A 13,333-nucleotide genomic window follows, 5' to 3' on the forward strand; every position below is an offset into this window, starting at 1 on the left:
AGAAAGCTTTCGTGAGATTTAATAAACTAATAGTAGAACATAATTCGGGAGGCATAACAGATGAGAACATCAATTCAAGGGAGCATATACAACAAGTTAGAGCGACTATACGGAGAACAAAGAGCGCTTTCTGTGACATCTGAAGTAATGGAACTAATTAAATCATATAAGCGAAAGCAAATAGAGCCTGAGAAAAAATGGGTAGATGAAAAAGATATTATGATGATTACTTATGGTGATTCTATTAAAGAAGAGGGGGAAGTTCCTCTTAGAACGCTTGGAGAATTTTTATCTGATCACCTTACTAATGAAATCAATGCGGTGCATATTCTTCCTTTCTATCCTTATACGAGCGATGACGGATTTTCAGTAATGGATTATAAAACAATAAATGAAGAGCTTGGTAATTGGGACGATATTCAAGCGCTTTCTAATCAAACGGATCTAATGTTTGACGCTGTTATAAATCATATTTCAAGTGAAAGTAATTGGTTTAAAGAATATTTGAAAGGAAACGAGGCTTATCAGGATTACTTTATTGAAGCTGATCCTGAAGCGGATTATAGCAAAGTGACGCGTCCTCGCGCACTTCCTCTTTTAACAAAAGTTGAAACGAACAATGGAGAGAAGCACATTTGGACGACGTTTAGTGAAGATCAAATTGATTTAAATTACGAAAGTGATCGTGTGCTCCTTGAAGTCCTTGATATTCTTCTCACTTATGTTGAGAAAGGAGCACGCTTTTTAAGATTAGATGCGATTGGCTTTATGTGGAAAAAACTAGGTACGACATCGATTCACCTGGAGGAAACTCATTTGCTAGTGCAGGTTATGAGAGAAGTACTTGAAGAAGCAGCACCGGGAACGATCGTAATTACAGAAACCAACGTTCCCCATAAAGATAACATTAGTTATTTTGGGGACGGTTCAAACGAAGCACATCTTGTTTATCAATTCCCTTTACCTCCATTGACGCTCCATTCCTTTCAAACTGGCGATGCATCGGAGTTAACGAAATGGGCCAAATCACTTGAAGCTACTACGGAAACAACCACTTATTTTAATTTTTTAGCTTCCCATGATGGAGTAGGTGTTCGACCTGTAGAAGGTATCCTATCAGCATCTGAAGTGCAGAGAATGGCGGATAAAGTTCAAGAGAATGGTGGTTACGTATCTTATAAAAATAATGGTGATGGAACAAAGAGTCCATATGAATTGAACATTAATTATTTAGATGCGATTTCAAATAATGGAGAATCGAATGAGAAAAAGGCAAAGCGGTTTATTGCAGCTCAATCAGTCCTGCTTTCATTGATGGGCGTACCTGGTATCTACGTTCATAGTTTACTAGGCTCTCAAAATGATCAAAGTGGCGTCGATGAAACAGGACGATACCGCTCGATTAATCGAGAGAAGCTAACACGATCAACGCTTGAAGATGAACTTCAAAAAGAAGGAAGCTTACGGAATCTAGTTTTCAATGATCTTAAGAAGCTTATCAGAACGCGCAAATCAACTAAAGCTTTTCATCCCAATGCTTCTCAAGAAGTGTTGGAAATGGATCAGCGCATTTTCTCTGTTGTTCGTACGAATGAACAGACAGGAGACAGAGTTGTAGCGATTACAAATGTTTCGGATGACACCGTTACGCTCAAACGAGAAATACTTGATCTTTATTTTGATGGTACTGCTTTCGATCTCATTTCCGAGTGTGAAATTTCTTCGAATATAACGTTATCTCCTTATGAAGTTCTTTGGGTGTGTGCAACATCGGAGGTGAGTGAATGAGAATCGTTATAGCTCCTGATTCTTTTAAAGGATCTATGAGTAGTCTTAATGCCGCCCACGCCATTAATCGTGGGATAAAGGAAGTTATTCCTGATGCAGAAACGATTCTCATACCAATGGCAGATGGTGGAGAAGGAACAGTAGATGCATTAGCTACTATTCTTAATGGGCAAGAGATCGCAGTGGAAGGCATCAGTGATCCTCTTGGCCGGCCAATTAGGGCGACATATAGTTGGGTAGAATCAACATCTACTGCGATTATTGAAACAGCATCTGCTTCAGGTCTCCCTCTTCTTAAAGAAAGTGAACTCAATCCGCATCAAGCCTCTACTTATGGGACAGGACAGTTAATTGAGCATGCTCTGAATAAGAAGGCACGAAAAATCATACTCGGTTTAGGTGGTAGCGCAACTGTTGATGCAGGAACTGGTTGTTTTGAAGCGCTCGGGGTTCAGTTTCTCGATCAGAAAGGTGAAAGAATAAAGGCAGATGGAGCATCTCTTGCTCGTATTTCTTCTATCGACCTTACAGCATTAGATTCTCGTCTGAAAGACGTAGAAGTTGTAGTAGCGTCTGATGTAACGAATCCTTTACTTGGGAAGGAAGGCGCTATTTCTGTGTTCGGTCCACAAAAGGGTGTAAACGATATTAGTAGATTTGAAGCTGGAATGAAAAACTATGCGAATAGAGTGAGTGAAAAATTTGGCATGAATCTGGAGAACAGCGATGGAAGCGGAGCAGCTGGCGGGTTTGGTTTTAGCCTACTAGCCTACTTAGATCCAATTTTTATGAGCGGCTTCTCTTTACTTGCTGAGCATAGCTGTTTAAAAGAACAAATGAAGTCGAGTCACTTAGTGATTACGGGAGAAGGAAAGCTAGATGCCCAAACGTTATATGGTAAAGTGCCTTCGGGTATTTCTCGGCTAGCTAAATCTGTTAATGTTCCTGCGATCGCTTTCGCTGGTACTTCTACGATTCTAGAAGATAGGGAGATGGGCATTATGACCGTTCTACCTATTATTGATGAGCCAATGGAATTGAAAGTAGCCATGACTCGAGGACCAGAGTTATTGTACCGTGCAAGCAAGCGCTTTATGACGCTTTATCAATGGATTAATGAGGGGAAGGGAGAATAGAAAATGAGCCAATTCACAATGCTAGATTACGTGGTTCTTGTTGTTTATATTCTTGGGATTGCTTGGTTTGGAGCGCGTTTTGGAAAGAATCAAAACACGACAAAGGATTACTTTCTTGGCGGAAGAAGCATTCCGTGGTGGGCAATCGGGCTTTCAGTTATGGCAACACAAGCGAGTGCGATCACATTTATAGGTGCACCTGGTTGGGGATATGAAGGTGGACTAGAGCGCATTAACACGTTTATTAATGTGCCGCTTGCAATGGCTTTTCTTATCGCTACAATTGTCCCTTTTTTCTATCGAGCAGAAGTTTATACGGCTTATGAGTATTTAGAGAGACGCTTCGGAACGGGAACACGAACATTATCCGCCGCCCTCTTCTTAGTGGCTCGAGGACTTGCGACAGGTGTCGTTCTTTATGCCCCAGCATTAGTACTATCCGTTGTAACTGGATGGGATATTAAGATAACGATTATTTTAATGGCTGTGATAGCGGTATCATATACCGTACTTGGTGGGATCAGTGCCGTTATCTGGACTGACGTAATCCAAATGTTCGTATTATGGTTAGGTGCGGCTATTAGTATCGTAGTTATTTTAGTGAAAGTTCCGGGCGGAATGACTAGTATTCTTGCCAGCGCTTCAGACGCAGGTATGCTCCAATCGCTCAATTTCTCCTTTGACCTTTCTATTGAATATAGCGTATGGGCTGGTGTGATTGGCGGCTTCTTCCTTCATGCTGCTTACTTTGGAACAGACCAAAGTCAAATTCAGCGTGTTTTAACAAGTAAGTCAATACGCGAAAGTAAACTTTCACTCGTTCTAAGTGGAGTTCTATTAATCCCGCAAATGCTGCTTTTTCTTTTTATCGGTATACTTTTGTTTGCATTCTATCAAACATTTGGTGACCCAAATGTTGATAACTTGAATGAACTATTTCCACTATTCGTTGTAAACCAATTACCAGCAGGAATTTCGGGTCTTATTATTGCAGGGGTGTTTGCAGCCGCTATGTCTAGCCTGGACTCTGCTCTTAATTCATTGTCAGCCGTGTCGATTCGAGATTTCTATGGTCAATTCGTTAAAAAGAATGCATCGGATCAGCATTATTTAAAAGCATCGCGATGGGCTACAATTTTTTGGGGAATTTACGCAACAATTTTCGCTTTCTTTGCAGCTAATCTTGGTCCGGTTATTGAAGCTGTAAATAAGATAGGCTCCTATTTCTATGGTGCACTTCTGGGTGTGTTTATCCTCGCCATTTTTACAAAGCGAACAAACGGCGTAGGTGCAGTGACTGGTATTATAGCGGGGATGCTTTCTGTTTGGGGCGTTACTCAGTTTGCTGAAGTATCATGGTTATACAATAATTTCGTAGGGGCGATTGTTTCAGTAGGGGTTGGATATGTTGTTAGCTTTATTGGAGCAAAACCTAAAGCTGAGAAACTAGCAGGGCTTACGCTGTTTGATTTAGATGACGATATACAAGAAGTGTTAAAAGCACGTTCTGAAGCAGCGTCGTCTCTAAGTGATGAAGAAATTGAAGAAGAACGCCGTACGTCAAGATGGCCGATTTATTTAGTTGGGTATTTCGTTGTCGTTATGATTGTGCTCTATCTCATAGGCCTGATCTAAAGGAGGTTATAGAAGATGACTTATTATATTGAACCAACAATTGATCGGCAGAAAGCTTTGAAAGCGATGAAACAATATACCTCTAGTCTGCTGCTGCGCATCGTTGAAAATAAAAAAAGGATTGAATCGAGTGAACTCGTTTATCTCCCTTTTTGGATGTATGAGTATCATCTAAAAACAACCTCATTAAAAGAAGGAATTACCGGAAGAATTGCAATTGAGTCAATCTCTGAACAAGCAGCTATTCTACCAGTGGACTACCCTCTTAAAGAAGGGAAGGTTCCTGGGGAAATGTTTACCCATTGTTCTCCAGATCCAGATAAAGCAAAACATGCGTTATATTGGGAAGCGTTTGGAAAAGAAAAAAAGAAAAAACAGATCAACATTTCTTTAGAGGAACCATCCAAACTGTATTTGCCTTATTGGGTAGGCTATATCAAAGGAAATAGAAGAGAAGTTTATATGGTGGATGGCGTAACTGGAAAAGTTGATTTACCAATGAAAGATTCTTTTCTCCATCATTTAAAAAATCAACTGAAGCACAGCTCGATATGAGCTGTGTTTTTTTGATTTTACTTAAATGTGATAATCAACACTAGAAGCCTTAATATCTTACGAAAAGCAAGAGCATTTAAATATTTTAATAGGTTAATAAATATTTTTTAGAAAATATTGTCTAAACCAATAATAAGTAGGGAAAGAAATAATTAGTAATACTGAAAATTATGATAAAGGGTGATGTCATTTGTCGGATTCCATCCATGTAACGATTAATGGTAAAAGTGAACAGATTTCAAGTGAGAAAAGTGTGCTTCAAGCACTTAATGATCATAATCTAGACTTGCCGAGCATATGTTATCATCCAAGTCTTGGAGCTATCGAAACTTGTGACACATGTATGGTGGAAGTAAACGGAGAAGTTGTAAGAGGTTGTTCAACGACTCTCTCAAATGGAGATAGCATTAACACAACAGCTTCTCACGTAAAGGAAGCTCAGAATATTGCAATGGATCGTATTCTTCATAATCACGAGCTTTATTGTACTGTCTGTGATTACAATAACGGCACGTGTGAAGTACATAATACGGTGAAACAAATGAAGATGAATCATCAGGCGATTCCTTTCGAACAAAAACCAGACCCTGTTGATAATTCAAATCCTTTCTATCGATACGATCCAGATCAGTGTATTCTTTGCGGACGCTGCGTCGAAGCTTGCCAGGATGTGCAGGTAACAGAGACGTTAACAATTGATTGGGAGAGAGAACGTCCGCGCGTCATCTGGGATAATGACGTTGATATTAATGAATCTTCTTGTGTTTCTTGTGGACATTGCTCAACCGTGTGTCCTTGTAATGCCATGATGGAGAAAGGCATGGAAGGTGAGGCTGGCTTTTTAACTGGTATTCAACAGGATACGCTTCGCCCTATGATCGAATTAACAAAAAACGTGGAAACTGGGTATAATTCTATTCTTGCGATATCTGATATGGAATCGTCCATGCGTGAAAATGAAATTAAAAAAACAAAAACCGTATGTACGTATTGCGGTGTAGGATGTAGTTTTGACATTTGGACAAAAGGGAGAGATATCTTAAAAGTAGAGCCACAAGTAGAAGCTCCAGCGAACGGGATTTCTACTTGTGTAAAAGGGAAATTTGGCTGGGATTACGTGAATAGTGAAGAACGTTTAACAAAACCACTTATTCGAGAAGGTGATTCATTTAGAGAAGCAGAATGGGAAGAGGCACTTAAACTCATTAGCCGAAAGTTTTTTGAGGTGAAAAAAGATTATGGTGCAAATGCTCTTTCCTTTATTAGTTCTTCCAAGTGTACAAATGAAGAATCGTATTTAATGCAGAAGCTAGGAAGAAGTGTCATTGGAACAAATAACATTGATAACTGCTCTCGCTATTGCCAAACTCCAGCAACAGTAGGGTTATTCCGTACAGTAGGCCACGGTGGTGATGCTGGATCGATAAAAGATATCGAAATGTCTGAGCTTGTCATTGTTATTGGATCGAACACTTCGGAATCTCATCCTGTTTTATCAACAAGGGTAAAGCGTTCGAATAAATTGAACGGTCAAAAACTCATCGTATCCGATTTGAGAAAACATGAAATGGCTGAACGCTCTGATTTATTTATTCGTCCTTCTTCAGGTTCTGATCTTGTTTGGCTCTCTGCCGTAACGAAGTATATTATTGATCAGGGGTGGGCTGATGAGGCTTTCTTGAAGGATCGCGTGAATGGTCTTGATGACTATATCGCCAGTCTTGAGAAGTACACTATGAGCTATGCATCTGAAGTAACAGGGATTAAAGAGGCGGAATTAATCCAAATCGCTGAAATGATCCATGAAGCAAAGACAACTGTAGCGCTATGGGCAATGGGCGTCACACAACATAGTGGCGGGTCAGATACGAGTACTGCCATCTCAAATTTACTTCTTGTTACTGGAAATTATGGCAAACCAGGAGCAGGTGCCTATCCACTTCGAGGTCATAATAATGTCCAGGGTGCGAGTGACTTTGGAAGCATGCCTGATAAAATGCCTGGTTACGAAAATGTGACCGATCAAAAAGTGCGTGATAAGTATGAAAAAGCATGGGGAACGCCACTTCCTGAAGAAGTCGGCTTAAATAATCATGAAATGGTCGAACATATTCATGAAGGAAAATTAAAAGCGATGTATTTAAAAGGAGAAGACATGGGAATTGTCGATTCTAACATTAACCATGTTCACGCTGCATTTGAGAAGCTAGACTTCTTCGTCGTGCAAGATCTTTTCCTTACGAAGACAGCGCAGTTTGCAGATGTCGTACTTCCAGCGAGTCCAAGCCTTGAAAAAGAAGGAACGTTTACAAACACGGAACGCCGTTTTCAACGTCTCTATCAGGCACTAGAACCACTTGGTGATTCGAAACCCGACTGGAAAATCATCATGGAAATCGCAAACGAAATGGGAGCAGGTTGGGATTATGACAGTCCGAGTGACATTATGGCTGAGGCTGTTCAGCTTGCTGACATGTTTGCTGGGGTTTCTTATGAACGTCTTGAAGGATATAAGAGTCAGCAGTGGCCAGTTGCGGCAGATGGCACGGATTCACCACTACTCTTTACAGAAGAATTTCCGTTTCCGGATGGAAAAGCAAGACTATTCCCGGTCGAATGGACAAAACCACTCGAGTACGATGAGCAGTACGATCTTCATGTTAATAATGGGCGTTTGCTAGAGCATTTTCATGAAGGAAATATGACGTATCGAAATGAAGGCATTAAATCGAAAACACCAAGTACGTTCGTTGAAGTTTCTCCTGAATTAGCAGAAGAAAGAGGGTTATCTGACGGAACGTTAGTTAGACTTGTGTCACCATATGGAGCTGTTAAGATTAAATGTCTTGTAACAGACCGTGTGCAAGGAAAAGAAGTATACATTCCGCTAAATGATCAAGATGATGCGGCGATTAACTTACTTACAAGTAGCAAGGCGGATAAAGATACTGACACGCCTGTTTATAAAGAAGTGAAAGCGAAGATGGAAATTTTGAAAGACAAAGGGACTTCACCACTTCCAAAGATCAATCATCGCTATGGAAATCCACAGCCTCAAAAAGGGGTCATGGTTGAGCGGAAATGGGCTAGAAAAGATTATCTCTTCCCTGGAGATATGGTGAAAAAGGAGGGCATTAACTATGGCAAAAGCCATTAAGCAAATCAAACGTATTGAAGTTTCTGAAGAAGAGAAACGCGCGAGTGATCTTAGAGAGATTGAAGATGCTTTGATTGAAAATAAAGATGCCCTTCTTGAAACATTAAGCGTTGTAGGTGGGATGAAAGATCGAGGCATCTTAACGCTTTTAAACGGTCTTTTTGGAGAAGGCGACCGCGTTCTGAAGGTCATCGTCGATCTATTAAATGTTCCGGAAAATACAACGGCGTTAAAAAATCTGATGCTTCTCTTTGGAGCAGCAGGAAAGATTAATGTTCAGGATCTTGAGCCATTGCTTTTAAAGGTAAACTCAGGTATTGAGAATGTTGCTGAGCATTCTGAAGACAACGAGAAGACTAGCTATCTGAGTCTTCTTCGCGCACTAAAAGATCCGGAGATTAATCGATCTTTAACCATTCTAATCACTTTTTTGAAAGGGATGGGGAAAGATATTGAGAACGAAGAGCAAATGACCGATAAATCACAGTCCTCTGAGGCGAGACAGGATCTTTAACTTTCTATAATTTCGCTGAAAAGCCCCGCAAATTGAGCGGGGCTTTTCAGCGTGCAGCTTTACTTTTTCTTTTTGAGATGATGACAAAGGCCATAAACGTAAGCACTATACCTAATGAATCTGGTACAAGCACATCAATTAAATGTCCCGTTCTACCCTCAACGAGACTTTGATGGTATTCATCAAATAATGCATAGAGAAAAGCTGTTAATGAGCCTAGGATAAGGGATGCTTTTCGATTGCTTTCTTTCCATGCCATGATACATAAAAACGCTAGTAAACCGAACGAGGCAACATGGGCTCCTTTCCTAAGAAAAAATTCAACATATTGATATGGCGCTGAAGGTGTAACAAGTGCACCATCATAGGTGAATTCAATTGGGGGTAAATCCTCTTCTTGGATCGAAATCATTCCTTTAAAGAACGGTTTCATATCCTGTTTTTGATAAGGGGTATTAGAGGAGAAGAAAAGTATGATCATCATTAAGAGTGCGAGGCCAAACCATTTTCGCTTACCGAACCATTTCATGCATTTTCCACTTTCTTTCTTAAGCAGTTTAGTCCCTATCATACCGAATTTCGTGCATAATAGGGAGTGGTTTTCTAAAGAAATATTAAGATTTTGTGTTGATCGAGTGAAGGGAATCTGAAGTTATTTCTGCTCACTTATAATAGAAAATAGATGAAAGAGAAAGGAGATATAAGATGAAGATTGCTGTCATCGGTACCGGTTATGTCGGTCTAGTAACAGGAGTATGCCTAGCTGAAATCGGCCATCAAGTAACGTGCGTTGACGTCGACCACAAGAAAATTGCGATGATGACTGACGGCTATTCGCCTATTTTCGAACCTGATTTAGAGAAGTTAATGAAAAGAAATTTATTGGATGATCGGCTTCACTTTACAATAGCTCATCAGGAAGCATTGGCAACGGTGGACGTGATCTATATTGCGGTCGGTACACCACAACGATCTGATGGAACGTCCGACCTTCAATACATCCAGCAAGCTGCCCGACATATTGGGACATCACTTCAGCAGGATAGTATCGTTGTAACGAAAAGTACGGTCCCCGTAGGAACAAATGAACTGATACAAAAGTGGATTGAGCAAACGTTAAGGTCGAACATTAAAGTAGAAGTTGTTTCAAATCCAGAATTCTTACGAGAAGGTTCAGCTGTATATGACACGTTTCATGGAGATCGAATTGTTATTGGATCAGAGAATAAAACAGCCGCCGCAGTATTAGAAGACATTAATCAGCCTTTTGGCATTCCAATTTATCATACGGATCGGAAAAGCGCTGAACTAATTAAATATGCGTCTAACGCATTTCTAGCAACGAAGATAAGCTTTATAAATGAAATATCAGCTATTTGTGAAAAAGTTGGGGCAAATGTAGATGATGTGGCTCTTGGAATGGGAGAGGATAAGAGAATTGGGGATCAATTCCTACAAGCTGGGATTGGCTATGGGGGCTCGTGTTTTCCAAAAGATACAAACGCTCTAGTACAAATTGCAGGTAATAACCAACATAACTTTCAGTTGTTGAAATCTGTTATCGAGGTCAACAATACTCAGCAAAATAAGCTTATTCAAAAAACGAAAGAGGTAGTTGGACCACTTCAAGGGAAAAGAGTAGCGTTACTCGGTTTAGCTTTCAAACCTAATACAGACGATATGCGTGAGGCGGCCTCTATCCCAATTGCTCGCTCTTTAGTAGAAGAAGGAGCAGAAGTTCTTGCTTATGATCCCATTGCGATATCGAATGCTAAAGGCCACTTGCCTAAAGAAGTGATCTTTAAAGAATCCTTAATAGAGGTTTTAACTGGAGCAGATGCGGCACTCATCATAACAGAATGGAAAGAAATTAAAGAGCTAGATTTAGATGTATATGTGAAACGAATGACTTCTCCCATTGTGATAGACGGAAGGAATTGTTATTCATTAGAAGATACGGCGAAATATCCACTACACTATATCTCTATAGGTCGGCCCACCATTAATCAATTACAAGTCTCTTCAACGGTTTAATAATTCGACAAAGCAGCCTTAGCTGTTCGTCGAATTTTTTTTGAACTTTTTATATTGAGCTATTTACGTAAACATTGTTACTGAGGGGAGGGGGGCTCGCTCCAGGAAGCTTCTTTATACAAAAATTTTACTTAAATGAGCAAAAATCGAGATCTAAATTTGTAAGATAACATAGCTTGAAATTTTAATAACAGATCAAAAATACCTCGAGTTCAGAATATTTGTACTTGAAAAAACCATCCACTTTGGTAAAATATGTTTGTCAGTACACTTTATGGAGACAACTAGGATTTCTGAATGAAATAAAAAAGATTGAATGGAGTGGTGAAATGGTAGAGAAAACGTGTGATAAATGTCAAAAACCTTCTTATAGCAGTAATTATCAAGGAGAATGGATTTGTCCATATTGTGGAAAAGATTTAACGGAAATTCAAGTGAACAATGAGGACTACCTTTATAAGGCAGTAGTAGAGAAGAAATAACCTATAATGGACCTACTTATTTTCTTTAGGACGAGCTTTGCGTGAAAAGCTCTGGGTGATGGTTAGTGGTACTTGTCACCTGAATGAAAGACGCCTAGAATAATGAATATTCGACTTAAAAGGATAGTGTGATATGGGAGAGTTTATCAAGTTAATCGTTGCCATTGTTAATGAGCTTCATGATATTGTCATTATGTTAATGTATAGCCTAGGCTTTTCCGTCACAGATAAACAACTACACTTCTGGGTGATTGGCTTACTAGGGATGGGAGGATTTATTGTTGTGCAATTCTTGTTCCGTATACTTGCAAATTGGAGTATCACAGCGATTTCGTTTATTTATACGGTAACTGTATTGCTTGTAGTCGTTTTTGCCATTGAAATTCAACAGAAAATCACCGGAAGAGGAAATATGGAGTTTGCAGACGCTGTTGTTGGACTGCAGGGCTTTATTGTGTTATTTATACTATATGTGGCCATACGCCTTATTTTAATTGGAATAAAAAAGCTACGTAAATCAGTAACAAATAAGAGCGATGCGAAGTAGATGACCTGAAGTGAGGGTTGTCTTTTTTATTTTGTTCAAAAAAGATCAATAAAATAGGAGAGCTACGATTCGCTCCCCTTCCCCGGTTTTAATATGTCATTTGTGTAAGGAAAGCAATAGCTGCTCCAATCACAATAGCTGAAACGGGTAGAAGAAGATAAACCATCTTCTCTTTACGTTGTCGTCTGTACTGGATTTCCTCTGGCGTTAGCCATGATTCTCTCATCATTCATATCCCCCTTGATTCTTGCAACAATCGCAGTGGAGGCCGTATTCGGCAGCTGGCTGACTGTCGGAAATCAGTCCGCGAAGTCCCTATAGCTTTGCGTCATCATTTTTCAATGATTTTGCCATTCTCGTACGATTAGTAGCATATAAAAATAAGAAAACGAAGTCATAAAAAATTAAAAATTGTCGAAAAATGACTACAGTTTCAAGTATAGCGTATTCTGGAAACGATGTATATTGGGAAAGTGCATTTAATTTGTTTTATCAAATAAAGATTTTGTAGAGCAGGTTTCCCAATGTCATATTTAAAGCGTGAATGCTTTCTTTCGAAGATTTCGTAAAGCCAGGTTTTATTGAGAAAGCGTAAAGCAAACGCTAAAATAACAAATAATCGAACTCCTATAGAGAGCCTTCCACCCTTTGAAAACAGAAAACGAAGCAGAAAAAAGAAAACAGTAAAAAACACTTAAAATCCGCTATTAGCGGCTATCGCAATAACAACACCTAACAGGATGGATAGGATAGGTATGGCAAGGAAAAGGATCTTTTCCCTGCGTTTTTTTTGAAATTGAATTTCTTCAGGAGTTTTCCAGTTTCGTCTCATATGAATCCGCCCAGTAACGTCACTTTCATGTATAATGCGCGTGAAAGTGATGTGTCTTTTATTTTCATTATCGGTTCATTTGTTTAAATAATTTAGCCTTAAATGTCGAATTTTAAGAAATAATCTTTATGGCCCGTTTTTATTCAATATAATGGAAGATAATAAGGTCTAAGGAATTATGGAGGTGTTGATAGATGCCTGTTATTTACCTGGAAACATTGATTGAAGCTCCTATTGAAATCTGCTTCAATTACGCAAGAAGTGTTGAAGCACATATGAAAAGCACAGAGCAAACAAATGAGAAAGCAGTAAGCGGGGTTACGGAAGGATTGCTAGGCAATGGTGATGCCGTTACATGGGAAGCGACTCACTTTGGCATTAAGCAAAAATTAACTGCCAAAATCACTGGGATGCAGGAACCAGATTGGTTTATTGATGAAATGACAAAGGGAGCATTTAAATCGTTTGTTCATACTCATCGTTTTGAGGAAATCGATGATGTAACGTTAATGATCGATGTATTTAGTTATGAAGCTCCATTCGGTTTAATTGGTAGCATCGCAAACCTTTTGTTTTTAAAAAAGTATATGAAAAATCTGCTAGAAAAGAGAGCCCTTGAATTAAAGAAAATGGCTGAACGAACGGAATAACCT

The 13,333-nt window shown here is 39.4% G+C and carries 13 protein-coding genes and 1 riboswitch; of the genes, 10 read left to right on the forward strand and 3 right to left on the reverse strand.

The window, feature by feature from the left end:
• The first annotated feature begins 60 nt into the window (after positions 1–60).
• The 6 genes from ACIFPW_RS16100 (at position 61) to ACIFPW_RS16125 (ending at position 8,785) form a co-directional block, all read left to right on the forward strand.
• Positions 61–1,788, forward strand: coding sequence for a sugar phosphorylase (locus ACIFPW_RS16100; protein WP_430245789.1), 1,728 nt, complete (start codon positions 61–63; stop codon positions 1,786–1,788).
• The gene (locus ACIFPW_RS16105) at positions 1,785–2,924 is read left to right on the forward strand and encodes a glycerate kinase family protein (protein ID WP_430245791.1); all 1,140 of its coding nucleotides are present in this window, start codon (positions 1,785–1,787) and stop codon (positions 2,922–2,924) included. Before ACIFPW_RS16100 ends, ACIFPW_RS16105 begins: the two co-directional genes overlap by 4 nt.
• A 3-nt stretch (positions 2,925–2,927) precedes the next feature.
• The gene (locus tag ACIFPW_RS16110) at positions 2,928–4,559 is read left to right on the forward strand and encodes a sodium:solute symporter (protein WP_430245793.1); all 1,632 of its coding nucleotides are present in this window, start codon (positions 2,928–2,930) and stop codon (positions 4,557–4,559) included.
• Positions 4,560–4,574: 15 nt separating this feature from the next.
• Positions 4,575–5,114 carry a hypothetical protein gene (locus ACIFPW_RS16115; protein ID WP_430245794.1) on the forward strand — a complete coding sequence of 180 codons (540 nt, stop codon included), beginning with the start codon at positions 4,575–4,577 and terminating at the stop codon, positions 5,112–5,114.
• A 190-nt stretch (positions 5,115–5,304) separates the two neighbouring features.
• Positions 5,305–8,271 (forward strand): formate dehydrogenase subunit alpha, encoded by a 2,967-nt coding sequence (gene fdhF, locus ACIFPW_RS16120; RefSeq protein ID WP_430245796.1) that lies wholly within the window; start codon positions 5,305–5,307, stop codon positions 8,269–8,271.
• Positions 8,255–8,785: a DUF1641 domain-containing protein gene (locus ACIFPW_RS16125; RefSeq protein WP_430245797.1), complete on the forward strand. Its 531-nt coding sequence runs from the start codon at positions 8,255–8,257 to the stop codon at positions 8,783–8,785. Before fdhF ends, ACIFPW_RS16125 begins: the two co-directional genes overlap by 17 nt.
• Positions 8,786–8,831: 46 nt before the next feature.
• Here the strand turns inward: ACIFPW_RS16125 and ACIFPW_RS16130 are convergent, their stop codons facing one another.
• A complete protein-coding gene (locus tag ACIFPW_RS16130) occupies positions 8,832–9,314 on the reverse strand; it encodes a VanZ family protein (protein ID WP_430245799.1) in 483 nt (160 codons plus the stop codon).
• 176 nt (positions 9,315–9,490) lie between these two features.
• Here ACIFPW_RS16130 and ACIFPW_RS16135 point away from each other — a divergent pair, with 176 nt between their 5' ends.
• The 3 genes from ACIFPW_RS16135 to ACIFPW_RS16145 all read left to right on the forward strand — a co-directional run bounded on the left by ACIFPW_RS16135 (position 9,491) and on the right by ACIFPW_RS16145 (position 11,848).
• The gene (locus ACIFPW_RS16135) at positions 9,491–10,819 is read left to right on the forward strand and encodes a UDP-glucose dehydrogenase family protein (protein ID WP_430245800.1); all 1,329 of its coding nucleotides are present in this window, start codon (positions 9,491–9,493) and stop codon (positions 10,817–10,819) included.
• A gap of 329 nt (positions 10,820–11,148) precedes the next feature.
• Positions 11,149–11,301 carry a hypothetical protein gene (locus ACIFPW_RS16140; protein WP_303534131.1) on the forward strand — a complete coding sequence of 51 codons (153 nt, stop codon included), beginning with the start codon at positions 11,149–11,151 and terminating at the stop codon, positions 11,299–11,301.
• A gap of 133 nt (positions 11,302–11,434) precedes the next feature.
• Complete coding sequence (locus ACIFPW_RS16145) at positions 11,435–11,848, forward strand: hypothetical protein (protein WP_430245802.1); 414 nt, start codon at positions 11,435–11,437, stop codon at positions 11,846–11,848.
• An 88-nt stretch (positions 11,849–11,936) separates the two neighbouring features.
• Here ACIFPW_RS16145 and ACIFPW_RS16150 read toward each other — a convergent pair whose 3' ends face one another.
• Together ACIFPW_RS16150 and ACIFPW_RS16155 are read right to left on the reverse strand one after the other, a co-directional pair.
• The gene (locus tag ACIFPW_RS16150) at positions 11,937–12,077 is read right to left on the reverse strand and encodes a hypothetical protein (RefSeq protein WP_404683357.1); all 141 of its coding nucleotides are present in this window, start codon (positions 12,075–12,077) and stop codon (positions 11,937–11,939) included.
• A gap of 44 nt (positions 12,078–12,121) precedes the next feature.
• Positions 12,122–12,210, reverse strand: a riboswitch (cyclic di-GMP riboswitch).
• Positions 12,211–12,542: 332 nt separating this feature from the next.
• Positions 12,543–12,680, reverse strand: a complete 138-nt coding sequence (locus tag ACIFPW_RS16155; protein ID WP_194218714.1) for a hypothetical protein — start codon at positions 12,678–12,680, stop codon at positions 12,543–12,545.
• A gap of 194 nt (positions 12,681–12,874) precedes the next feature.
• On the opposite strand from ACIFPW_RS16155, the gene ACIFPW_RS16160 reads away from it, so the two are divergent.
• Complete coding sequence (locus ACIFPW_RS16160) at positions 12,875–13,330, forward strand: SRPBCC family protein (protein ID WP_430245805.1); 456 nt, start codon at positions 12,875–12,877, stop codon at positions 13,328–13,330.
• Positions 13,331–13,333: the final 3 nt, after the last annotated feature.

The organism is Pseudalkalibacillus sp. NRS-1564 (assembly GCF_050467905.1).
In the GTDB taxonomy this organism is placed as follows: Bacteria; Bacillota; Bacilli; order Bacillales; family Guptibacillaceae; genus Guptibacillus; species Guptibacillus hwajinpoensis_B.